The following is a 22,656-nucleotide window of genomic DNA, read 5'->3' on the forward strand; positions in this document are numbered from 1 at the left end:
CCTGTTGGCCGGGGCTGAAGCGTCAGCCGGTTCCGAAGCGCGCGCGGTACGCCCGCCCCGCCTCGCCGGGAACGGCGGAGAGCAGCTCCTGGGTGTACCGATGGCGCGGGTCGGTGAACACCTGCTCCACCGGGCCGGTCTCGACGATCCGGCCGTCCTTCATCACCAGCACCCGGGCGCAGACCTCCCGCACCACGGCCAGGTCGTGCGAGATGAACAGGGTGGCCAGTCCCAGCGAGTCGCTCAGCTCCCGGAACAGGGCCAGCACCTGTGCCTGCACCGAGACGTCCAGCGCGGAGACGGGCTCGTCGCACACGAGCAGCCGCGGCCTGGTCGCCAGCGCGCGGGCGATGGCCACCCGCTGCCGCTGCCCCCCGGACAGCGCCAGCGGGCGGCGGTCCAGGTGGACGTCGGACAGCCCGACCTGCTCGAGCAGGGTCAGGGCCCGCGCGCGTCTGTCCCGGCGCTCCACCCCGGCCGCCTCCAGCCCCTCACCGACGATGCGGGCCACCGTCCAGCGCGGGTCGAAGGCGCTCAGCGGATCCTGGGGGACGAGCTGGAGCAGGTGCCGCCGGGCTCGCCGCTCCCGCTCGGGCACACCGCTCCACGGCTGCCCGCCCAGCCGGACCTCCCCGGCGTCGGCGTCGGCGAGGCCGAGCACCAGGCCGGCCAGGGTGGACTTCCCGGAGCCCGACTCGCCCACCAGCCCGAGCGTCTCGCCGGCCCGCAGAGTGAACGAGACATCGTCGACGGCTGTGCGCCGGCTGCCCCGGGGCCCGCGGAAGTGCTTGGTGACACCGGCGACCGCCAGCAGCGGCGCCGCCTCCGCTACGGCGCCCTCTGACGCGGCGCCGAGGCCGGTGGACGTCCTGTCGGTCGCGGGGACGGGGTCGGTCGGCCGCCGGCGGCCGGGGCCGGCGTCCAGCAGCGCGATCGTGTAGGGATGCTGGGGGCGGGCCAGGATCTCGGCGGCCGGCCCGGCCTCGACGACGACCCCTTCGCGCATCACCGCGACCTCGTCGGCCAGCGCCTCGACCACCGCCAGGTCGTGACTGATCAGCAGCAGCCCGGTGCCGTCCGCCTTGAGCTGCCCGAGCAGGCCGAGGATGCGGGCCTGCACCGAGGCGTCAAGCGCGGTGGTCGGCTCGTCGGCGATGAGCGCGCCGGGCCCGGCGGCCAGCGCGGAGGCGATCAGCGCCCGCTGGCGCAGCCCGCCGGAGAGCTGGTGGACGTAGCTGCGCGCCCGCTCGGCCGGGTCGGGTACGCCGACCCGTTCCAGCAGCGCGTGCACGGCCGGTTCGACCTGCCGCCGGGGGCGCAGCCGGTGCGCCAGGATCGGCTCGGCGACCTCCCGGCCGATCGGGCGGAGCGGGTCGAGGGCGACCAACGCGTCCTGGGACACCAGACCGATGCGCCGGCCGCGGACCTTCAGCCAGTCCCGCGGCCGGAAGTCGAGGGTGTCCGCGCCGTCGATGCGCAGCCGGCGGGCGGTGACGGTGGCGGTCGGCCCGGCCAGGCCCAGCAGCGCGCGGGCCAGCGCGCTCTTGCCGGACCCGGACTCCCCGACGAGGGCCAGGCAGCGGCCCGCTACCAGGGTGAGCGAGACGTCGCGGACGGCGTGCACCTCCCCGGGGCCGGAGCCGAACCGCACGCCGAGGCCGTCCACCTCGACCAGCGCGGCCGGCTCCGGCGGCTGCGGTACCGCCGCCGGGGGCGAGAGCAGCTCGGGGGCCCCGCCGGCGCCCGTCGTGGACGTCAAGACCAGACCCGCCCTTCTGACCTGGCCTGCACGTGGCGGCCGAGCACGGTGACCGCGAGGACCACGGCGACCAGCAGCAGGCCGGGGAACACCGCGATCCACCAGTCCTGCCCCAGGTAGTCCTGGCCCTCGGTGAGCATCGCCCCCCACTCGGGGCTGGGAGGCTGGGCGCCGAGGCCGAGGTAGCTCAGCGCCGACGCCGAGGCGATGGCGATGCCGAGGGTGACGGTGGCGAAGACCAGCAGCGGCGCCAGGGTGTTCGGCAGCACGTGCCGGGCGGCGACCCGCCACCGGTGCACGCCCAGCCCGACCGCCGCGCTCACGTACCCGGAGCGGCGGACGACCAGCGCCTGGCCGCGGATCACCCGGGCGAAGCCGGGCACGCCGCTGACGGCGACGGCCAGCGTGACGCCGACCACGCCCTTGCCGGTGATCATCACGACGATCAGCGCGAGCAGCAGCGGGGGCAGCGCCAGCATCACGTCGGTGGTTCGCATGAGCAGCGCGTCGATGAACCGGCCGCCCAGCGCGGCGGCCAGCCCCCAGACGGTCGCGATCGCCACGCCGATGCCGGTGGCGACGACGCCGATGGTCAGCGAGTAGCGGGTTCCGTGCACGACCCGGGCGAAGACGTCCCGGCCGAGCTGGTCGGTGCCGAACCAGTGGTCGCCGCCCGGCGCCTGCAGGGTGGTGAGCAGGTCGCCGTCGGTGGGCCCGGTGCCGGTGAACAGCGACGGCCAGACCGCCGCCACGAGGAACAGCAGCAGGACGAGCGCGGCGATCGCCACTCCCGGGCGCGGTCGGCCCGGCCGGCCAGGTCGGCCCGGGATGCGGGGCGTGGGGACTCTCATACCGTGGCCACCCCTGTCCGCTTGCGCAGCCGCGGGTCGACCACCGCGTACAGCACGTCCAGCAGGGCGCTGACGGCGACGAACACCACCGCCGACAGCGCGACCACCCCCTGCACGACCGGGAAGTCCCGGTCGGCGACCGCCTGCAGCGTCACCCGTCCGATGCCGGAGCGGGCGAAGACGTTCTCCGTGATCACGGCACCGCCGAGCAGCGTGCCGACGAACCAGCCCGACAGGGTCAGGGCGGGCAGGGCCGCGTGCCGCAGCGCGTGCCGCGCGCGCACCACGTGTTCGGCACTGCCGCGAGCCCGCGCGGTCAGCACGAAGGGCGCCTCCAGGGCGGAGAGCAGTCCCTCGCGCAGCACCTGGATGAGCACCGCCGCGATCGGCAGCGCGAGTGTCACCACCGGCAGGATCAGCGAACGCGGGTCACCGGTGTCGGCCACCGGGAACCAGCCGAGGTGGAACGAGAAGACGGTGAGCAGGAGGATCCCCAGCCAGAACTGGGGAGTGGAGACGACCACCAGCTCCAGCAGCGAGCTGATCCGGCGCGGCCAGCGAGCCCGCCCGGAGGTCAGCAGCGTCACGACTACCGCGAGCACCACCGCGGAGAACATCGCCCACCCGGCGAGCTCGACGGTCGCGCCCGCCTGGTCGGTGATCACTGTCCAGACCGGCTGCTGGAGCTGGTAGGAGTCGCCGAGGCGACCGGTGGCCAGCCGTCCCATGTGGTCCAGGTACTGCACGAACAGCGAGTCGTCCAGGCCGTATTCGGCCCGGAGCTGGGCACGCTGTTCCGGCCCGACCAGCGCGTGTGTTCCGATGATCGCGTTGACCGGATCCCCGGGTATGAGCTGGAGCACCACGAACGCGGTGGTGACCGCGCCCCAGATGACCAGGACGGCGCCGAGCAGGCGGACCGCCACGGGACGGATGGCTGGGTGCATCAGTCGGCCTGCACCCAGGCGGGGTAGAACTCGGGCCAGGTGGCGATGCTCAGCCGCAGGTCGTGCACCTTCTTGTTGACCCCGACGGTCGCGTTCTTCACGTACGCCGGGACGACGACGGCCTGGTCGATCGTCCACTTCTGGACCTGGGAGTAGTACGTCGCCCGCTCCTTCGGGTCCTGCTCGGCCTGGGCCGCCTTCAGCCACTCGTCGACCTGGGGGTCGGCGACGAGGGCGAAGTTGTGGCCGCCGCCCACGGAGGTCTCGGTGGACAGGAAGAACGAGCTCAGGATGTCCCCGTCGGGGCGGGCCCAGGCCAGCTCGACGGTGTCGTACTTCCCGCCGTCCAGCAGGCCGGAGATCTCGGCGGCGTCCGTCGAGGCGTGCAGGTCGAGGAAGAAGCCGATCTTCTTCAGCTCGGCCTGGGCCGCCTGGGAGAAGACGGTCGCCTCGCCGTAGATCGGCGCGAAGACGGTCAGCCGCCTGCCGTCCCTGGTGCGGTAGCCCTCGGCGTCGCGCCCAGTCCAGCCGGCCTCGTCGAGCAGCTGCCCGGCCAGCTTCGGGTCGTACGGCCAGGTCTTCTCCAGCGACGGGTCGTAGCTGTTCGGCGTGGTCGGGGACAGCGGGCTCCACGCCCGCTCGGTGGTGCCCTGGAACACCGACTTCACGATGGTGTCCAGGTCGAGGCCGCGCTGGAACGCCTTGCGCACCCGGACGTCGGAGAACAGCTCACTCCTGGTGTTGAGGTAGAAGGCGTCGACGGCGCCCGGCACCTGCCTGCTGATCGTGGTCAGCCGCGGGTTCTTGCTGACCGAGGCGATCTGGTTGGCCGGGATGTCGGCGGCGCCGTCCACCTGGCCGGAGCTGAGGGCGCCGACCCGGGTGGCGTCCTCGGTGAGGAACCGGATCGTGACCGAGTCCAGCCGGGCGGGGCCGCTGTGCCCGGCGCTCTTCGGTGCCCAGTCGTAGTCGGCGTACCGGGTGTAGGTGCGCTGCTGGCCGCGGGTGTAGGCGTCGGCCCTGAACGGCCCCGACCCGATCGAGTCGGTGCCCGAGCACAGCTTCTCGGAGCCGGCCTTCAGCGACGCCGGTGAGGCGATGCCGAGGAAGGTGGTGCTGACGACCTGCAGCAACGGCGCGTAGGGACGGCTGAACGAGACCTGGATCTCCTGCGGGCCGGTGACCTTCACGCCCTCGTACGGCCCGAGCAGCCCGGCGGCGTACTGCGACTCGGTGTCCTTGGCCACGATGTGGTCGAAGTTCGCCTTGACCGCCTCAGCGTCGAGCTTGGCGCCGTCGTGGAAGGTGACGTCGTCGCGCAGCTCGAAGGTGTAGGCGCGGCCGTCGTCGCTGATCTTCCAGGACTTCGCCAGCCACGGCTCGAACGAGCCGTCGGGCGTCTGGTAGACGAGCGAGTCGAACACCGGGCGCTGCGTGAACGCGGTGACGTCCTGGGCGCTGGCATGGGGGTCCCAGCAGTCCGGCTCCTGCCGGGCGGCGTAGGTGACGCTTCCGCCAGCGCGTGGCTGGGCGTCCGCGGTGTCGCTCCCGCCGCCGTCGGATCCGCAGGCCGCGGTGGCCAGGGCGACGGCGAGGGCCGCGAACAGCCCTGCTCTTCGTGCCGTTCGGCGCGATGGCATTCAGGTACTCCGTACACGGTATGGATAGGGATCACCACCCTGGTGGGGGGTTCTAAAGCCGCGCTGAAATCCCTGGCTCGGTGGCTGGACTCACCGCCGTGGCCGCGCTCGCGAGCAGCTCGAAGGACCGCAGGCGGTCGGCCTGGTCGGGCACCACGGTGAGCGCCATGAGCTCGTCCGCGCCGGTGGCCTCGACCAGCCCGGCCAGCCTCCGGCGCACCGTGTCCACGCCGCCGATGGCCTGGGGGGCCGCGAGGTCCTCGAGGAAGGCCCGCTCGGCCTGGTTGTAGGCGTGCGCGCGCTCGGTGTCGGCGGAGGGGAACGCGTCGAAGCTGCCGATGGTGCGCATCCAGATCTTGCCGAGCAGGTAGGGGGCGGCGGCCCGTGCCGCGGCCTGGTCGCTGTCGGCGACCGTCGCTATCACGCTGATCAGCGCGTACGGTCGGTCGAGCTGGGGCGAGGGGCGGAACGCCGCCCGGTAGTGGCGCAGCGCCGCCGTGCTCGCGTGTGGGTTGATGTGGTGGGCGAAGGCGTAGGGGAGGCCGAGGGCGGCGGCGAGCCCGGCGCTGGCCGGGCTGGAACCGAGCAGCCACAGCTCCGGCCGGCTGTCGGCGGCGGGCACCGCGAGCACCCAGCTGCCCGGGTCGGTGGGGGCGAAGTAGCCCGAGAGCTCCCGCAGCTGGCCCTCGAAGTGCTCGTCGCCGCCGGGCGTGCGGCGCAGCGCCCGGGCGGTGGTCGGATCGGTTCCGGGCGCCCGGCCCAGCCCGAGGTCGACGCGGCCCGGGAAGAGCGCCTCCAGCGTGCCGAACTGCTCGGCGACGACGAGCGGGGCGTGGTTGGGCAGCAGCACCCCGCCCGAGCCGACCCGCAGCGTGCTGGTCGCGGCGGCGATCCTGCCGGCGAGCACGGCCGGCGTCGAGGTGGCCAGGCTGGGGGTGTTGTGGTGCTCGGCGACCCAGTACCGGTGGTAGCCGAGTTCCTCCACCCGGGGCGCGAGCGCGACGGTGTCGCGCAGTGCCTGGGTGGCGCTGCCGCCCTCGAAGACGGGCGCGACGTCGAGGACGGACAGGGGCGGGCCGGCGGGGCGTGTCATCGGATCCTCCGGGAGGGCCGCGCCGCCGGAGTCGGCGGTCGGCGGGTCGGCACGAGCCGTGCGTGCGTGCTTGGGGCGGGGCGGGCTCAGACCGAGTTGGGTACCGGCTCCGCGGGGGCGGCCGGGAACGCCTCGGGGGCCGGCGCCGGGCGGCCGGGCAGCAGGAAGCCGGCCGAGAACACCACGAGGCCGGCGGCGACCGGCCACCAGAAGGCGTTCCCGAACGAGTCGGGTGTCGGGGCCGCGTGCGCCCCGCCGCCCTGCAGGATCAGGGCGACGACGGCCACGCCCAGCGACGCGCCGATCTGGTTGAGGATGAACACCGCGCCGGTCGCCCCGGCGACCGACGTCATCGGGACGGTGCGGTAGACCGAGCCCATCGTCGGCGCGCCGACCAGCCCGAGCCCGAAACCGATGACGAGCTGGGCGGGAGTCAGCACGGCCTGGGAGGTGCCCGCCCCGGACTGGGTGAACACCAGGGCCCCCGCCGTGACCAGCAGTGCGCCGGTGGGCACCAGCAGCCGGGCGCCGATGCGGTCGGCGAGGTTGCCGGCCAGCGGCATGCCGATCATGGCGCCGACGCCCAGCGGGGCCAGCAGCAGGCCGGACTCCAGTACCGAGTGGTCGTGTACCTGCTGGTAGTAGAGCGGCAGCAGGAACAGCAGCGCGAACAGGCCGCCGCCGACGAGGAACATGATGGTCACGCTGGCGCTGAAGCCCTTGCTGGCGAACAGCCGCAGGTCGAGCAGCGGTGTGCCGGCGGTGCGCAGCGCGTGCGCGGCGTAGCCGGCGAACAGCGCGGCACCGAGGACCAGACCGATCACGACCTGGGCGCTGCCGAAGCCGTCCCGCCCGGCCTGGGAGAGCGCGAAGACCACCGCGGCGAAACCAGGGCACAGCAGGGCCACGCCGAGGGCGTCGAGGGGCACCGGTGTGCCGTCCCGTGGCGGGTCGGCGGGCAGCACCACGACGGCGAGCACGATCGCGGCGAGCGCGAACGGGATGTTCACCAGGAACATCCACTCCCAGGAGAAGTTCTCCAGCAGCACGCCGCCGACGATCGGGCCGAGCACCGGCCCGAGCGTGATCGGGATCGAGAGCAGGCCCATAACCCGCCCGATGCGGGCCGGGCCGGCCGCGCCGGCCACCACGGTCATCATGATCGGGTCGACCATGCCGCCGCCGAGCCCCTGCAGGACCCGGAAGGCGATCAGGCTCTCCACGTTCCAGGCCACCGCGCACAGCGCCGAGCCGGCGAGGAACAGCGACAGGCCGAGCAGCCACATCCGCCGCGAGCCGAAGCGCGCCATCGCCCAGCCTGCCAGCGGGATGGCGAGCGCGACCGCCAGCAGGTAGCCGGTGGTCACCCACTCGATCGTGGCGAGCGAGGCCTCGAACTCCGCGCCGAGCGTGCTGATCCCGACGTTGACGATCGTCGCGTCCAGGTAGGACATCATCCCGCCGAGCACCATCACCCCGACGAGGATCAGCAGGGCGGAATCAAGCCGAGGGGGGCTGTCCTCCGCCGTGTCCGTTCCTACCATCGAACCCTCCTTGAAACAGATCTTAAGTAAAAGTGAACTACTCGTTTCAATGTGATGGGTCGCACGGTAGCATGCGGGCATGGGTGTGGGCGAGACCGCCGGCGCGGCCGGAACTCCGGCGGAACGGGACGGGCCGGAGCTGGGCCGGCCGGAACCGGGCCGGTCAGATCGGGGCCGGCTGGACAAACGGCGCGCGATCGTGGAGGCCGCGCTGCGCGTCTTCTCCCGGCACGGGTACACCGAGGCGACGATCGACATGATCGCCACCGAGGCGGGGGTGGCGAAGCCGACGATCTACAACCATCTGGGGTCGAAGGAGAACCTGTTCCGGTACGTCATGACGACGACCGCGGCGCTGTCCAACGCGAAGGCGCTCGAGGTGCTCGAGGGCTTCCCCCAGGACGCCGGCGGGCTCCGCGGCGGGCTGGAGAACGTCGCGACACGGCTCGTCGACTGCTACTGCGACGAGCGGTCCGAGGCGGTGCGCCGGCTGCTCTACGCCGAGGCGCTGCGCTTCCCCGACCTGTACGACGCCGTGCGCGCCAGCGGGGCCGACCAGTTCGTGGAGGTGCTGGCGGGGCGGCTCGCCAGGCTCGCCCACGCGGGTCTGCTGCGCATCGACGACCCGATGCGCGGGGCGAACCAGTTCATCTCGCTCGTCTACGAGGAGCTGCCGGTGCGGAGCATCCCGGGCGCCCGGCCACTGCGGCCCCGCGAGGTCGACGAAATCGTCCGCGCCGGTGTCGACACCTTCCTGCGTGCCTTCGGCGTCGCGCCCGCCTGATCCCGGCGTCTCGCCTTACCCACGCGGTTTCACCGATGTGCGCGCCGCGTGGCCGCGGGACATTGAAGACCTCCCCTCCCGGACTCGTTTCCTGCTGCCTGCACGAGGTGTCGATGCGATACGAACTGCTCGGGCCCCTGCGCGTGTCGAACAGCCGGGAGAGTCACCTGCTGAGCGCACCGAAGATGGAGACCACCCTGGTCATGGATCTGTGGGGAGACCGGCCTCCCCGGCGGGCGGCGGCCGCTATCCACTGACTTCCCACTCCGGACATCAGCGTGGTCTCCGCCAGAACGAGGCGGCAGGTCCCCGACCGGCGGCTGTTAGCTTCTCCTTCATGCTTCCCGCGGCGTTGCGCAGCATCGATGACCACCATCTGCGGGCAGCTGTGGGTGACGTCACCTACCGGCGAGGCGCGCAGTACGCCCGGCAGGGCGCGGTGAGCGAGCTGTCGTGGGAGCCGGTGGCCCAGGTGCTTCAGGGTCGGGTCGAAGGTAGCCATGGCGAGCGGTACCGGACCACTGTCTCCCTGACCGGCCGGGCCCGTTCGGGTGCCTGGCGGTTCAGCCACGGCGAGTGCAGCTGCCCGGTGGGCGTCAGCTGCAAACACGCCGTGGCACTCGTGCTGACGGCGGCGCAGACCGCCGCACGCGACCCGAAACCGGGCAGCCGGGGCCGTCGCGCGGCCGCCGCGCCGGCGACCTGGGCGTCATCGTTGTCGGCCCTGCTCGGTGACCGGCCGGCTGATGACGAACCACGGGGGGCGACGCCGCTCGCCCTCGAGCTGACACTGTCCGCGGAGCCGGCAGTGGGCCGGTCAACGTCCGGCGGGCCGTCCCTGCGTGTCCTCGCGCGCGTGGTGAAGCCCGGGAAGAACGGCTGGGTCGGCGGGCCCGCCTGGTCGAAGCTGAGCGCACCTCACGGGCCGTACCAGCGGGATGACTATCTCGTGGCGCACCTGCGGGTCCTGCGGGAGATGTATGCCGTCTACCGGTCCGGGGACGAGGGCTCGCTGTACCGCCACTACTCGCACCGGGACGACAAGCACATCGACCTCAGCGCGTTCACGAGCCCACGGCTGTGGCCGCTGCTCGACGAGGCCGCCGCGGTCGGTCTCCAACTGGTGCACGGGCGCAAACGCCTCGGGAACATCGAGCCGTACGGTTCCGCGGAACTGTGTCTGGACGTCACCTCCGACCCGGCGTCGGCGGCGCTCACCGTCCGGCCGCTGCTGCGCCTGGCCGGCTCGGACGCCGCCGTCGCACCGTTCGCGTTCATCGGCGGTCACGGCGTCGTCGGTATCGACCGGGCGGAGATCAAGGTCACGGACCAGCATGCGGACTGGCGCATCCGGCTGGCCCGGTTGACCGCCTTCGTGCCGCCGGCACTGGTCCGGATGGCCGTCGAGAACCGGGGCCTGGAGATCCCGGCCGCGCAGCGGTCGCGGTTCGTCCGCGAGTTCTACCCCGGCCTGAGTCAGTTGGCCACGATCGTCTCCTCCGACGGTTCCTTCGAACCGCCGGTGATCGCGCCGCCTGTTCTCGTCGCCCGGGCGGACTACGGCCCCGACCACACCGTCGAGATCAACTGGGAATGGGACTACGCGGTCGGCGACACCCGGTTGCGGGCACCGCTGCACGGCGACGCGACCGACACCGGGTACCGGGACAGGACCAGCGAGGCCGAGATCCTGACCGGTCTGGACCTGCCGCTCGACGCCGCTCGGCTGCTGTCGTTCGGTGAGGCGGGCGTGCCGGTCTCCTCCGTCCGCCTCCGCGGTGTCGAGACGATGCGGTTCACGACGGAGCTGCTGCCGCTGCTGGATGCCCGGGACGGGGTCGCCGTCGAGGTTGGCGGGCGTCCCGCCGCCTATCGCGAGGTCGGCGACTCGCTGCGCATCGAGGTCTCGACCGACGAGGTGCCGAACGAACACGACTGGTTCGATCTGGGGGTCGCCATCACCCTGGACGGGCACCAGGTTCCGTTCTCGATCGTCTTTCTCGCGCTCAGCCGGGGTGAATCGCACCTCCTGCTCGACGACGGAGCGTATTTCAGCCTGGACAAGCCGGAACTGCGGGTGCTGCGCCAGCTGATCGAGGAGGCCCGGGCGCTGCAGGACGCCCCGGGTGGGCCGCTGCGTATCAGCCGCTTCCAGGCCGGGCTGTGGGAGGAACTGGCCGGCCTCGGCGTGGTCGTCCGCCAGGCCGCGGCGTGGCGCCGGCAGGTGGCGGGCCTGCTGGCCCTCGGTTCGGCCGGGGCGAAGGAGCCCCCGGACACGCTGCGGGCCAGCCTGCGGCCCTACCAGGCCGACGGCTACCGGTGGCTGAGCTTCCTGTGGGACTGCCAGCTCGGAGGGATCCTCGCGGACGACATGGGCCTGGGGAAGACCCTGCAGTCGCTCGCGCTGATCTGCCATGCCCGCCAGGCCGACCCGGCGCTCGCACCGTTCCTCATTGTCGCGCCGACGAGCGTCGTGTCGAACTGGGTCGCCGAGGCGGTTCGGTTCGCACCCGCGCTGCGGGTCGTCGCCGTCACCGACACACTGCGGCGCCGGGGCCAGACCCTCGACGAGATCATCGACGCCGCCGATGTGGTCGTGACGTCGTACACGCTCTTCCGGATCGACGAGGAGGCGTATTCCGGCGCCACCTGGGCCGGGCTGATCCTCGACGAGGCGCAGATCGTCAAGAACAGTCAGTCGAAGGCGTACCAGTGCGCGAGACTGTTGCCCACGCCGTTCAAGCTGGCGGTCACGGGAACACCGTTGGAGAACAACGTGATGGAGCTGTGGTCGCTGCTGTCGATCACTGCTCCGGGGCTGTTCCCGAACCGGTCACGGTTCCAGGACTATTACGCCCGCCCGATCGAGAAGCAGGGTGACACCGACCGCCTGGCGCAGTTGCGGCGCAGAATCCGTCCGTTGATCCTGCGCCGTACCAAGGAATGGGTCGCACCCGAGCTCCCGGCCAAGCAGGAGCAGGTCCTCGAGATCGAGCTGCATCCCCGCCACCGCAAGGTCTACCAGACCCGGCTGCAGCGCGAACGGCAGAAGGTCCTGGGCCTGATCGACGACATGAACCGTAACCGTTTCACGATCCTGCGGTCGCTCACGACACTGCGGCAGCTCAGTCTTCACGCCGGGCTGGTCGATGACACGCATGACGATCTTCCCAGCGCCAAGATCGACATTCTTCTTGAACAGCTGCGGGACGTCATTGACGGTGGGCACCGCGCGCTCGTCTTCAGCCAGTTCACCCGGTTCCTCGGCAGGGTGCGGGACTCCCTTGCCGCGGCCGGCATCGAGCACTGCTATCTCGACGGCACCACCCGCAACCGTTCGACGGTCGTGCGCCGGTTCAAGGAAGGGGCGGCGCCGGTCTTCCTGATCAGTCTCAAGGCGGGCGGATACGGCCTGAACCTGACCGAGGCGGACTACTGTTTCCTACTCGACCCGTGGTGGAACCCCGCCACCGAGGCACAGGCCGTGGACCGAACACACCGCATAGGCCAGACACGCAACGTCATGGCCTATCGACTCGTGGCCAAGGACACGATCGAGGAGAAGGTGATGGCGCTGCAGGCACGTAAGGCCGAACTGTTCACCAGCGTCATGGACGACGGCGAGTTCGTCGATTCGACCCTGGACGCCGACGACATCCGCCAGCTGCTGTCCTGAGCCGCCGGGCAGCCCTCCACGGTGCTCAGGTGAGCAGTTTCTTCTTCTGCACCTTGCCCATCTGGTTGCGTGGCAGTTCGGTGGCGAAGCGGATCTCGCGTGGGCGCTTGTGTGGTGCCAGGGCGGTGGCGACGTGGTCGATCAGCGTCGTGGCGTCGATTGTCTCGTGCGCGACGACGACGGCCACGATGCGCTGGCCGAGGTCGTCGTCGGGCACGCCGATGACCGCGGCCTCGGCGACGGACGGGTGGGCCAGCAGCGCGTTCTCGACTTCGCCGGCTCCGATTTTGTAGCCACCGGACTTGATGAGGTCGGTGCTCTGCCGTCCGACGATGCGCAGCTGCCCGTCCGGCTCGAAGACGCCGAGGTCTCCGGTCGAGAACCAGCTGTCGGAGGTCAGCGCCGCCGCGGTCGCGGCCGGGTTGCCCAGGTAGCCGGTGAACACGTTCGGGCCGCGTACCTCGACCGGTCCGAACTCCTCGTCACCGGTGACCCGGACCTCGACGCCGCCCAGCGGCGCACCCACCAGGCCCGGGCGGCGGTCACCGTCGGCCCGCGCGGCGGTGTTGATGAGGGTCTCGGTGAGCCCGTAACGCTCGGCGACCCGGTGACCGGCCAGCGCGGCGAACCGGTCGAACACCGGGACGGGCAGCGCCGCCGAGCCCGACACGAGCAGCCGGGCGGACGCGAACGCCTCGGGCTCGGGCACCCGGGACCACATGGTCGGCACGGCGAAGTACAGCGTCCCGCCCGGCACCGGCGCGAACCGCGCCGCGTGGTGCAGCGCGGACCCGATCCGCAGCGGGCCCAGCGTCCCGAGCACGAGGCCGTGTACGTGGAACAGCGGCAGCGCGTGCCCGAGCACATCGTCCGGTGACCAGGCCCACGCGTCGGCCAGCGCGTCGATGTTGGACGTGACCGCGCGCCGGGGGATCACCGCGCCCTTCGGGGGCCCGGTGGTCCCGGAGGTGTAGATGACCAGTGCGGGTGCGTCGTCATCAGCCGGCTCGGTTGGCAGCGCGCCGCGCTCGGTGAGATCCACGTCGTCGAGCAGCAGGTCGGGGTCGCTGTCGGCCAGGACGTACGCCCGTTCGGCGGCGCCGGCCTGCGGGTTGACCGTGACCACGGTGACGCCGGCCTCCATCGCCCCGGCGATCGCGACAACGGTTTCCAGGGTCGGGGTGGCCACCACCGCGATCCGGCGCAGCCCCCGCACCCGTTCGGCGACGGCGCCCACCGCGCCGGCCAGATCATCGCCCGCGAGCGTGGCGCCCGACATCCGGACCACGGCCCGGCCTTGACGCAATGCAGTCAGCACCCTCGCATTGTCGGGCCCGCCACCCGGTTCGGTCGACGGAACAGTCGAGTCCCGTCTTGACACCTGATATATCAAAGTGTCAGAGTTGAGCTGGAAGGACGTCATCCGCCCGGCACGCCCCTTTACCGGGTGTCTCCGGTGGGGCGGTGGCCGCAGGCGCATCACTGACCGAGAGGTGGACCAGGATGGGCCGGCGGCCAGACACAGCCACGACCAGCGTGCGCGCGACCGCGTCCGCGGCGTCCGACGACGACCGTCGGTTCCGCGACGCCATGGCCTCGTTCCCCAGCGGCGTCACGATCGTGACGACCGCCGACGACGCCGGTCGGTGGTGGGGCTTCACGGCGAGCTCGTTCTGCTCGGTGTCCATGAATCCGCCGCTCGTCCTTGTCTGTCTCGCGACGTCCGCCCAGTGCCACCCCGCGTTCGAGGCGGCGCGGCGGTTCATCGTGCACGTGATGCCCCCGGAACACGCCGACCTCGCGGTGCGGTTCGCGACGCGCGGCGCGGACAAGTTCGCGGACGCGGGCTTCCGCCCCGACGAACGCGGCCTCCCCGTGCTCGACCGGGCGTGCGTGACGCTGGACTGTGCCGCCCACGCGATCCAACCGGCGGGTGACCACTCGATCCTGCTCGGCCGGGTCGAGCGGACCCAGGTCGGCGAGGACCGTCCCGCCGTCTACTTCCGCCGCCGGTTCCACCTGCTCGGGGACGCCACCTGAGCCACTTGACGGCGCGGCTGTTCTGCTCTTCTGATATACGCTGGTCGGCGTGGCGACGCCCGGATACCTCGGCCCGCGCGACGGTATGCCCGGCTCGGATGAATGGGCGGGGGCTGGAGCGGGCCCGGCGGCGGTAGCCGACGCCGGGCAGGGCCGGCCCCGCCGGCTCCGGCTGGGCGCCACCGCCCGGGACAGAGTGGCCGACGTGCTCCGCGACGAGATCATGAGTGGCCGCCTCGGCCCGGGGGCCCGCATCGATCTGGACGAGACCGCCGCGTGGCTGGGCACGAGCCGCACTCCCGTCCGCGAGGCGTGCCTGGCGCTCCAGTTCGAGGGTCTGGTCCGCGTCGCCCCCCGCAGCGGGGTGACGGTGATCGGTCTGCGCCAGCGCGACGTCGAGGACAACTTCGCCCTCATCGCCATGCTCTCCGGCGCGGCCGCGGCCTGGGCCGCGGAACGGATCTCCGAAGCCCACCTGGCCGAGCTCCGGCGCCTGGCGGCCGACGTCCGATCGGCGGTCGAGACCGGCGGCGACCTGCGGACGGCGAACTTCCTGTTCCACCGGGCCGTCAACCAGGCCAGCGACTCGGTGCGCCTGATCGCGCTCATCCGCCAGACCGGGCGGATCATCCCGTGGTCGTTCTTCGACCTCGTCCCGGAGCAGGTGGGCTGCGCCCTGCGCGAGCACGACGACATCGTCGACGCCATCGCCGCCCACAACGGTGCCCGCGCGCGCCGGGTGTCGGAGGAGCATGTGGTCAGCGCCGGCCGGCTCCTCGTCGCGCGGGTGTTCGGCCCCGGGCCGGTCGGGGCCGGATCGACAGCCGCCGGTCCGGCGGCGGGCGCCGGCGCCGGCGGCTGACGGGCGATCGCGGCCCTCGCCGCACATCAGATCCAGCCTGGGATCCTGGGGACCCACTTCCGCGCGGCCGGTCCGTTCAGGGTCGGACGTCGCCGCTGACCGACGAGGTGAAGCTGCTGGCGGGCCGTGCCAGGCCCAGGTTCTCGCGCAGGGTCGAGCCGGTGTAGCGGGAGCGGAACAGTCCGCGGCGGCGCAGCTCGGGCACCACCAGCCGGACGAAGTCCTCGAACGCGCCGGGGAAGTGGGTGGCCGCGAGGACGAAACCGTCGCAGGAGTAGGTCTCGAACCAGTCCTGCATCTGGTCGGCGATCTGTGCGCCGGTGCCGACGAAGCGCGGGCCCTGCAGCAGGGTGGCGCGGTGGTTCGCCAGCGTCCGCAGTGTCATCCTGCCGCCGCCGAGGTGCTTCTTCACGCCCTGGACGAGACCGCGGATGCCGGAGACGGAGTTGATGAGCTCGTCGGTGATCTCGTCGTCGAGTGAGTAACCCGAGAAGTCGTGGTTGGTGAGTTCGGAGAGCAGCGTCAGCGACGCCATCGGGTGGACGAGCTCGTCGCGGAAGATGTTCTCCTTCTCCCTGGCGATCGTCTCGGTCTCGCCGACGATGGCGTACGCCATCGGGAGCATCCGGACGGCGTCGGCGGACCGGCCCTCGGCTGTGACGAGTTCCTTCTGGCTGCGGTAGTGCTCGGCGGCGACGCTCTGGCTCGGGTCGGCGGTGAAGATCAGGTCGGCCCACCTGGCGGCGAACTGCTGGCCGCGGCCCGACTGGCCGGCCTGGATGATGGGCAGCCGGCCCTGCGGCGGGCGCGGGACGGTGAGTGGTCCCTGCACGTGGAAGTACTTGCCGTGGTGGTTGAGTTCGTGGACCTTGCCCGGGTCGGCGAAGACGCCGGACTCTCGGTCCATCACCAGGCTGTCGTCCTCCCAGGAGTCCCAGAGTCGGGTGACGACGTCGATGAACTCCTCGGCGCGGTCATAGCGCTCGTCGTGACCGAGGTGTTGGTCGACCCCGAAGTTGCGGGCCTCGGAGTCGTTCACCGAGGTGACGACGTTCCAGGCCGCCCGCCCGCCGCTGAGGTGGTCCAGCGTCGCGAAGGTCCGCGCGACGTGGAACGGCGGGTAGTACGTCGTGGAGTAGGTCGCTCCGAGGCCCAGGTGCGACGTCGCGGCCGCGACGGCGCCCAGCACCGCGGTCAGATCGAGCTTGACCGGGCGGGCGCCGTAGCGGACGGCGTCGGCGGGAGACGCGTTGTAGATCGACGGCATCGCCAGGCGGTCGTCGAAGAACATCAGGTCGAACGTGCCCTCCTCGAGCACCCGCGCTATCCGCTGGTAGTAGCGGAGGTCGAGGAAGTCGTGCGCCGAGCTCGGGTACCGCCACGACCCCGAGTACACCGACACGTTCGAAGCCTGCATGAACGCGACCAGGGTGAGCTGGTCCTCGCGCCTTGGCGACACGGATGCCCCTCTCGCAGTTGATATATCAGGTTCTCGCCATTAGACGCTTGGCGCGCGGCGAGGTCAACCGGATCGGAGCAGTGTGGTCGGGCGGGAGCGCTCGGTGGCGGTAGGCCGGCGCCGGCGACCGGGAGGTCGATCCCGGAGGCGGCGAGGAGGCCGACGATGGTCTTCCTGGCCGCCGCCTGCTCGACCATGCTGGTGAAGAAGGTGAAAGGTGAACAGCCCGGCCAGCGCTGGGCCAGCTCCCGGAACTGCTGGCCGGCATCAGCTTCGAACACACCGACACCCGTCCATCGGGCACCGGCGGGTAGCCGTGTCGGCTGCGCATGGTCGACGTTGTCCTGTTCGGCAGGAACCTCTCCATCCCGGTTCGGCGGACACCTCGGAAGAAGGAGCGAACGCATGATCGACCACAAGGTCCGCGTGTACCGGAGCGCCGAGCGGCTGGCCCGCGAGGACCAGCTCGCCTGGAAGATCGCCGCGGTCGCCACCGACCCGGTCGAGGTCACCGACGACGTGACCGACATGGTGATCAACCGGGTCATCGACAACGCCGGGGTGGCCGCCGCGTCGCTGACCCGAAAGCCGGTGGCCGCCGCCCGCGACCAGGCGCTGCGGCACATCCCCGCCCCCGGGCGTGACGGCGCTACCGTGTTCGGCACGCCGGCCGGCGTCCGCGTCTCCCCGGAGTGGGCAGCCTGGGCCAACGGCGTCGCCGTGCGCGAGCTGGACTTCCACGACACCTACCTGGCGGCGGACTACTCCCACCCCGGGGACAACATCCCGCCGGTGCTGGCCGTCGCCCAGCACCTGGGGTTGGACGGCGCCGCCCTGCTGCGCGGGATCGCCACCGGCTACGAGATCCAGGTCGCACTCGTCCGCGGGATCTGCCTGCACCGGCACAGGATCGACCACATCGCGCACCTCGGCCCGTCCGCCGCCGCCGGCATCGGCGCCCTGCTAGGTCTGCCGACCGAGACCGTCCACCAGGCTGTCCAGCAGGCCCTGCACACGACCACAACGACCCGGCAGTCGCGCAAGGGCGAGATCTCGAGCTGGAAGGCGTACGCACCGGCGTTCGCCGGCAAGCTCGCCGTCGAGGCGGTGGACCGGGCCATGCGCGGTGAGGGCGCGCCGTCACCGGCCTACGAGGGTGAGGACGGGTTCATCGCCTGGCTGCTCGACGGGCCCGGCGGGCAGTACGTCGTCTCGCTGCCCGCGGCCGGGGAGGCCAAGCGGGGGATCCTCGAGACCTACACCAAGGAGCACTCCGCCGAGTACCAGAGCCAGGCGCTGATCGACCTGGCCCGCCGCCTCGGCCCGCGGATCGGGGACTTCGCCCGGGTCCGCTCCATCGTGATCCACACCAGCCATCACACCCACCACGTGATCGGCTCCGGGGCGAACGACCCGCAGAAGTACGACCCGAAGGCCAGCCGGGAGACCCTCGACCACTCGATTCCCTACATCTTCGCGGTCGCGTTGCAGGACGGCGACTGGCACCACGAGCGCTCCTACGCCCCCGAGCGGGCGGCGCGGCCGGACACCGTCGCCCTCTGGCGGAAGATCACCACACTGGAGGACAAGGAGTGGACGCGGCGTTACCACGCCACCGACCCCAGCGAGAAGGCGTTCGGGGGACGGGTCGTCGTCGAGCTCGACGACGACACCGTGCTCACCGACGAGATCGCCGTCGCCGACGCGCATCCGCTCGGCGCCCGTCCGTTCGCCCGGGACGAGTACGTCGGCAAGTTCCGCCGGCTCGCCGAGGGCGTCATCCCCGGCCCCGAGCAGGACAGGTTCCTCGACACCGCCGCCCGCCTGCCCGAACTGACCCCGGGCGAACTCGCCGGCCTCACCCTCACTCCCGAGCCCGCACTCACCACCGGTGGCACCCAGGGGATCTTCTGACCGCCCGGATTTCGGAAAGGAACCCGCAGTGCTGCACGCGAAGAAGCCGGCCCATTCCCGTCGCGCCGCGTTCCGGGAGGCGCTGCGTTCCGGTCGCCTGCTGCGTTTCCCCGGCGCGTTCAACCCGCTGACCGCTGTTCTCATCACCGAGCTCGGCTTCGACGGCGTCTACGTCTCCGGCGCGGCGCTCTCCGCCGATCTCGCCCTGCCCGACATCGGTCTGACCACGTTGACCGAGGTCGCCGGGCGGGCCGGACAGATTGCCCGGGTCACCGACCTGCCGGCCCTCGTGGACGCCGACACCGGCTTCGGCGAGCCGATGAACGTCGCCCGCACCGTCCAGATCCTCGAGGACGCCGGGCTCGCCGGCTGCCACCTCGAGGACCAGGTCAACCCGAAGCGGTGCGGTCATCTCGATGGCAAGTCCGTGGTGAGCACCGAGGAGATGGTCCGCCGGATCCACGCCGCGGTCACCGCCCGCCGTGACGACAACTTCGTCATCTGCGCCCGCACCGACGCCCGCGCCGGCGAGGGCCTGGACGCCGCCACCAAGCGCGCCCGCGCCTACGCCGACGCCGGCGCGGACATGATCTTCCCGGAGGCGATGGCTGACCTCGCCGAGTTCGAGGCGATGCGCAGCGCGGTCGACGTGCCGATCCTGGCGAACATGACCGAGTTCGGGAAAAGCGAGCTTCTCACCACCGCGGCGCTGGAATCCGCCGGCGTGAACCTCGTCATCTACCCGGTCACCCTGCTGCGCCTCGCGATGGGCGCCGTCGAGGACGGGCTGCGCCAGCTCCTGGCGGACGGCACACAGGCCGGTCTCGTCGACCGGATGCAGACCCGCTCCCGCCTCTACGAGCTCCTCGACTACCCCGCCTACAACACCTTCGACACCGACACCTTCAACTTTCGGATCTGAACATTCCGATTTTCACCCCGATCTTCGTCATGTCGCGGATCACCGGGTGGACGGCGCACATCATCGAGCAGCTCGCCGCCTCGTCGGCTGACCCGGCCGGACAGGGACCACCGCGAGCATTGCTGATCATGGTGTTCCGTGGAACACCATGCCGTCCGTCGACTTCCTGAAGGACGTCGTCGAGCGCCAGGCGCCGCCTGAGGCTCGTCAGTCGGCGGTTTCGAGACCAGCGTGGAACCGCAGCAGTCGGGCCCTGTGTTCGCCGAGGACCGGGCGGGTGCGTTCGATCAGGCTGTCGAGCTCGGCGGCGCGGTCGCGGCTCGGCGCGTGGTACGTGGTGGCGGCTTCGTTGTCGAGCCACGCTGTCAGGTCGGCCTGTGCGTTGGCCCGCAGCCGTTCGTAGGCGTCGTCGAGCAGGCGCAGGTTGACGGCCATCCGCTGCCAGGCGTCGTCCCCGGTGGTCAGCAGCCGGTAGCCGGCGAACCGCACATGCGGGGCGTTGCCCGCGGCGAGCAGCGCCTCCAGCACCGGCCGCTCAACGGCGCCGGACTCGCGGCGCAGAGTCGCCACCGCCTGGCGGGTGACCGCGGCGGAGTCGTCGCGCAGCATCGGCACCAGCTCTGCCGTCCGCGTGACGCCGAGGCGACGCAGCGCCCGGATCGCCTCCACCCGGCCGCGGGCACGCGGATGCGACAGCCACCGGGCGACGACGTCGGCGTCGTCCGCCGCGCCGGTCTCCCCGAGCCCCGCGATCGCCCCCGGCTCCGGTGCCTGGGCTGCGGCGAGCCGGCGGTAGCGCTCGGCCGGGTCCGAACCGGCACGGCGCAGCGCCGCCTGGGCGGTTTCGCGCACGAGTGGATGCCGATCGGCTAGCGCCGCCTCGGCCACGGCACTGTCACCGCGCGCGATCAGGGCCTGGAGTGCCTCGGCGCGCACCTGGGCGGTGCGGCTGGCCAGCATCGCGTGCAACTGCGCCGGATCGGCCGTGGCCCGGACCGCGGCCTGGGCGCACATCGTCCGGATCGGCAGGTCGCCGTCCCTGACCGCCGCCGTTGTCAGCTGGTCCAGGCTCAGCTGGTCAGTGGCGATCGCCGCCCGGTAGGCGGCCCGCCGGGTCGCGCGATCCCGCGCCGACAGCAGCGGCTGGAGTTGCCGCGCCGGCAGGTCCCGCAGGATCTGATCGACGCGCTGCGCGAGCCAGGTGCCCTCACGCCGTCCGCGTAACGCGAACGCCAGCTCCGCCAGCGTGGTCAGCGCCGGCCCGTCCGGCAGTGCTGGCCAGCCCTCGACGGCCGTCCGTGCCTGGTGCCGAACCTCGGCCACCCAGTCGCAGGCGCGAAGCGCGAGTACCGCGGCCGCGGCCGGGTGCGTCCGGTCCGCCAGGCGGACGGCTGCCGCCTCGCGGATCCGCCCGTTGTGGTGGCACCCCGCCACCACCAGGCGCAGCTCGTCCACCTCGCCGTCGGCCAGGTCCGCCGCGAGGCGCCGCGACCAGTGCGACGTGGACCACCACCGCTGCCGCAACGCCGTGTCCACCGCCAGCCACCACGGCGCCGCGGCCGTGCCCAGCGCGTCCAGAACCGCCTGGCGCAGGGCCGGGTCGCCGTCGCGGGCCACGGTCAGCAGCGCGCCCGCGAACTCCGTCGGGCCGACGCCCGGGTCGGTGCCACCGGCCGCGGCAGCAACCCGCCCGGCCGTCACAAGCCCTGAAAGGTGATCGCGCTCGCCGGCCTCCTCGGCGGTGACGGCGGTGCGGTGCAGCCACCGTCGCAGCCGTTTCCTCACCGTCGCGGCCACGGGCGCACCTCCTCAAGGAATACGAACCATCATGATCGCGATCATTCTGTTCTGTCGCGGACGAGTCGGCGAGTAGGGGTCGAGCGGCGACCCGATCGTCCGCCTGAAAAGCGGAAGGTCGGCGGTTCGACCCCGCCCCTGCCCACCGCCTCTGACCAGGCCTTTTGTCTCTCCATTGAGATCGATTCTGCCGTTTGAAGATCGTTATGTGGCAACGGGTGTAGACGTCCCTTGGTTTTATCTGTCAAGCGGCGGCGGTCTGGGTGGTGTCGGTGAGGGCTGGCCAGGCGGTGGTTTCGTCGTAGGTCGTCTGGTGGCGTAGGCAGCCGTGGAGGATGGCGACGTGCCGGTTCGCGAGAGCGCGTAGCGCCTGGTGGTGGGTCATGCCGCGGGTGCGGTGGTTGTCGTAGTAGGCCCGTGCGCCGGGTGAGGCTTTCAGCGCGGCGAATGCCTGGGTTGCCAGTGTGTCGCGGAGGCGGCTGTTGACCGCGACCCGGGCCAGGACGACACGGCGTTTGCCGGAGGCGCGGGTGATCGGTGAGGTGCCGGCGTAGTTGCGGCGGGCGCGGGCGGTCTCGTATCGGTTCGGGTCGTCGCCGAACTCGCCGAGGGCCCGCGCGGCCAGGACCGGCCCGAATCCGGGCAGGGACAGGTAGATCCGGGCGTGGGGGTGCTGGTGGAGGCGTGTGGTCATCTCGGCCTCGACCCGGTCGATCTGCGCGACGAGGGTCGTCAGGACCGCGACGACGGCGGTGACGGTGTGCCCGTAGGCCTGCGCGATCTCGGCGGGTGCGGTGAGCTGCTCCCCGCGTAGCGCGGTACGGATCTCTTCCGCGCGGGTGTCGGCGCGGCGTTGCCGGCCGGCCCTGCGGAGCAGGGCGGCGATCCGGGTTGTGGTCAGCGCGCGGCCGGCGGTCGGGGTCGGGGCGGCGGCCAGGACGGCGAGGGCGTCACGGCTTGCGAGGTCGTCGAACGCGGCGAGGGCGGCCGGGTGGAACTCCCGCAGGGTCGAACGCAGCAGGTTCGCGTGCCGTTGCCGTGCCCAGGCCAGGTTCTGATGGGTACGGGCCAGGACTTTCACCGCTTCGGCGAGGTCGCTGTCCGCGGCGACGGTGCGGTGGTGATGCCGGTCGGTGCGGACCAGGTCCGCCAGTACTCTCGCGTCTCCAGGGTCGCTTTTCGCCCGGGAGGTGACGTGCCGTTCGCGGTACCGGGCGGCGGAGAGCGGGTTGATCGCATAGACCTGGTAGCCGGTCGCGACCAGGGCACCGACCCACGGCCCGCGGTCGCACTGACGCCCCTGTGTTGTCAAGTGGCCGCAGTGGCCGCGGTGGCCGGTGGGCTGGTGCGCGGGATGGCGTTGTAGAT

At 71.9% G+C, this 22,656-nt stretch carries 17 protein-coding genes, 1 tRNA gene and 1 pseudogene; 9 read left to right on the top strand and 10 right to left on the bottom strand.

Features of this window, described 5'->3' with window-relative positions:
• Window positions 1–22 precede the first annotated feature (22 nt).
• From MXD62_RS28120 to MXD62_RS28145, 6 genes are all read right to left on the bottom strand, one after another.
• Entirely contained in the window at window positions 23–1,759 is a 1,737-nt protein-coding gene (locus MXD62_RS28120; RefSeq protein ID WP_248832406.1) for an ABC transporter ATP-binding protein, read from the bottom strand.
• Window positions 1,756–2,610 (bottom strand): ABC transporter permease, encoded by an 855-nt coding sequence (locus MXD62_RS28125; protein ID WP_251082435.1) that lies wholly within the window; start codon window positions 2,608–2,610, stop codon window positions 1,756–1,758. The genes MXD62_RS28120 and MXD62_RS28125 overlap by 4 nt, the downstream gene beginning before the upstream one ends.
• Entirely contained in the window at window positions 2,607–3,557 is a 951-nt protein-coding gene (locus MXD62_RS28130) for an ABC transporter permease (protein WP_248832408.1), read from the bottom strand. Before MXD62_RS28130 ends, MXD62_RS28125 begins: the two co-directional genes overlap by 4 nt.
• On the bottom strand, window positions 3,557–5,197 hold the full coding sequence (locus MXD62_RS28135; protein ID WP_248832409.1) for an ABC transporter substrate-binding protein: 1,641 nt from the start codon (window positions 5,195–5,197) through the stop codon (window positions 3,557–3,559). Before MXD62_RS28135 ends, MXD62_RS28130 begins: the two co-directional genes overlap by 1 nt.
• A 52-nt stretch (window positions 5,198–5,249) precedes the next feature.
• Window positions 5,250–6,290 (bottom strand): LLM class flavin-dependent oxidoreductase, encoded by a 1,041-nt coding sequence (locus MXD62_RS28140; RefSeq protein WP_248832410.1) that lies wholly within the window; start codon window positions 6,288–6,290, stop codon window positions 5,250–5,252.
• Between the two features lie 86 nt (window positions 6,291–6,376).
• Window positions 6,377–7,834: a DHA2 family efflux MFS transporter permease subunit gene (locus MXD62_RS28145; RefSeq protein ID WP_248832411.1), complete on the bottom strand. Its 1,458-nt coding sequence runs from the start codon at window positions 7,832–7,834 to the stop codon at window positions 6,377–6,379.
• Between the two features lie 79 nt (window positions 7,835–7,913).
• On the opposite strand from MXD62_RS28145, the gene MXD62_RS28150 reads away from it, so the two are divergent.
• From MXD62_RS28150 to MXD62_RS28160, 3 genes are all read left to right on the top strand, one after another.
• On the top strand, window positions 7,914–8,618 hold the full coding sequence (locus MXD62_RS28150; protein ID WP_248832412.1) for a TetR/AcrR family transcriptional regulator: 705 nt from the start codon (window positions 7,914–7,916) through the stop codon (window positions 8,616–8,618).
• A gap of 113 nt (window positions 8,619–8,731) precedes the next feature.
• On the top strand, window positions 8,732–8,875 hold the full coding sequence (locus MXD62_RS28155) for a hypothetical protein (protein ID WP_248832413.1): 144 nt from the start codon (window positions 8,732–8,734) through the stop codon (window positions 8,873–8,875).
• Window positions 8,876–8,955: 80 nt separating this feature from the next.
• A complete protein-coding gene (locus MXD62_RS28160; protein WP_248832414.1) occupies window positions 8,956–12,294 on the top strand; it encodes a DEAD/DEAH box helicase in 3,339 nt (1,112 codons plus the stop codon).
• 25 nt (window positions 12,295–12,319) lie between these two features.
• Here MXD62_RS28160 and MXD62_RS28165 read toward each other — a convergent pair whose 3' ends face one another.
• Window positions 12,320–13,582, bottom strand: coding sequence for an acyl-CoA synthetase (locus MXD62_RS28165; RefSeq protein WP_368862461.1), 1,263 nt, complete (start codon window positions 13,580–13,582; stop codon window positions 12,320–12,322).
• Window positions 13,583–13,797: 215 nt separating this feature from the next.
• Between MXD62_RS28165 and MXD62_RS28170 the strand changes: the two genes are divergently transcribed.
• A complete protein-coding gene (locus MXD62_RS28170; RefSeq protein WP_248832416.1) occupies window positions 13,798–14,334 on the top strand; it encodes a flavin reductase family protein in 537 nt (178 codons plus the stop codon).
• A 49-nt stretch (window positions 14,335–14,383) separates the two neighbouring features.
• Window positions 14,384–15,196: a GntR family transcriptional regulator gene (locus MXD62_RS28175; RefSeq protein ID WP_248832417.1), complete on the top strand. Its 813-nt coding sequence runs from the start codon at window positions 14,384–14,386 to the stop codon at window positions 15,194–15,196.
• A gap of 76 nt (window positions 15,197–15,272) precedes the next feature.
• Here MXD62_RS28175 and MXD62_RS28180 read toward each other — a convergent pair whose 3' ends face one another.
• Complete coding sequence (locus tag MXD62_RS28180) at window positions 15,273–16,655, bottom strand: LLM class flavin-dependent oxidoreductase (protein ID WP_248832418.1); 1,383 nt, start codon at window positions 16,653–16,655, stop codon at window positions 15,273–15,275.
• A gap of 405 nt (window positions 16,656–17,060) precedes the next feature.
• Between MXD62_RS28180 and MXD62_RS28185 the strand changes: the two genes are divergently transcribed.
• The 3 genes and pseudogenes from MXD62_RS28185 to MXD62_RS41015 all read left to right on the top strand — a co-directional run.
• Window positions 17,061–18,569, top strand: coding sequence for an MmgE/PrpD family protein (locus MXD62_RS28185; protein ID WP_248832419.1), 1,509 nt, complete (start codon window positions 17,061–17,063; stop codon window positions 18,567–18,569).
• Window positions 18,570–18,597: 28 nt separating this feature from the next.
• Window positions 18,598–19,491, top strand: a complete 894-nt coding sequence (prpB, locus tag MXD62_RS28190; RefSeq protein ID WP_248832420.1) for a methylisocitrate lyase — start codon at window positions 18,598–18,600, stop codon at window positions 19,489–19,491.
• Window positions 19,491–19,661: pseudogene (locus MXD62_RS41015) on the top strand (citrate/2-methylcitrate synthase); the annotation flags it as partial. The gene prpB and the pseudogene MXD62_RS41015, both read left to right, overlap by 1 nt.
• A gap of 37 nt (window positions 19,662–19,698) precedes the next feature.
• Here MXD62_RS41015 and MXD62_RS28195 read toward each other — a convergent pair.
• The gene (locus MXD62_RS28195; protein ID WP_248832421.1) at window positions 19,699–21,288 is read right to left on the bottom strand and encodes a hypothetical protein; all 1,590 of its coding nucleotides are present in this window, start codon (window positions 21,286–21,288) and stop codon (window positions 19,699–19,701) included.
• A gap of 75 nt (window positions 21,289–21,363) precedes the next feature.
• Between MXD62_RS28195 and MXD62_RS28200 the strand changes: the two genes are divergently transcribed.
• A tRNA-Phe gene (locus MXD62_RS28200) sits at window positions 21,364–21,433 on the top strand.
• Between the two features lie 99 nt (window positions 21,434–21,532).
• On the opposite strand, the gene MXD62_RS28205 is transcribed toward MXD62_RS28200, so the two are convergent.
• Window positions 21,533–22,656 (bottom strand): IS110 family transposase (locus MXD62_RS28205; protein ID WP_248832422.1); only part of this gene is annotated, 1,124 nt, incomplete at its 5' end.

It is taken from the genome of Frankia sp. Mgl5 (assembly GCF_023242985.1).
Classification (GTDB): domain Bacteria; phylum Actinomycetota; class Actinomycetes; order Frankiales; family Frankiaceae; genus Parafrankia; species Parafrankia soli.

What these genes read in the sequence shown, in the direction of transcription:
- MXD62_RS28125 (WP_251082435.1), bottom strand. Translation starts at nt 2,610, where the DNA reads ATGAGAGTCCCCACGCCCCGCATCCCGGGCCGACCTGGCCGGCCGGGC.
- MXD62_RS28130 (WP_248832408.1), bottom strand. Translation starts at nt 3,557, where the DNA reads ATGCACCCAGCCATCCGTCCCGTGGCGGTCCGCCTGCTCGGCGCCGTC.
- MXD62_RS28135 (WP_248832409.1), bottom strand. Translation starts at nt 5,197, where the DNA reads ATGCCATCGCGCCGAACGGCACGAAGAGCAGGGCTGTTCGCGGCCCTC.
- MXD62_RS28140 (WP_248832410.1), bottom strand. Translation starts at nt 6,290, where the DNA reads ATGACACGCCCCGCCGGCCCGCCCCTGTCCGTCCTCGACGTCGCGCCC.
- MXD62_RS28145 (WP_248832411.1), bottom strand. Translation starts at nt 7,834, where the DNA reads ATGGTAGGAACGGACACGGCGGAGGACAGCCCCCCTCGGCTTGATTCC.
- MXD62_RS28150 (WP_248832412.1), top strand. Translation starts at nt 7,914, where the DNA reads ATGGGTGTGGGCGAGACCGCCGGCGCGGCCGGAACTCCGGCGGAACGG.
- MXD62_RS28155 (WP_248832413.1), top strand. Translation starts at nt 8,732, where the DNA reads ATGCGATACGAACTGCTCGGGCCCCTGCGCGTGTCGAACAGCCGGGAG.
- MXD62_RS28160 (WP_248832414.1), top strand. Translation starts at nt 8,956, where the DNA reads ATGCTTCCCGCGGCGTTGCGCAGCATCGATGACCACCATCTGCGGGCA.
- MXD62_RS28170 (WP_248832416.1), top strand. Translation starts at nt 13,798, where the DNA reads ATGGGCCGGCGGCCAGACACAGCCACGACCAGCGTGCGCGCGACCGCG.
- MXD62_RS28185 (WP_248832419.1), top strand. Translation starts at nt 17,061, where the DNA reads ATGATCGACCACAAGGTCCGCGTGTACCGGAGCGCCGAGCGGCTGGCC.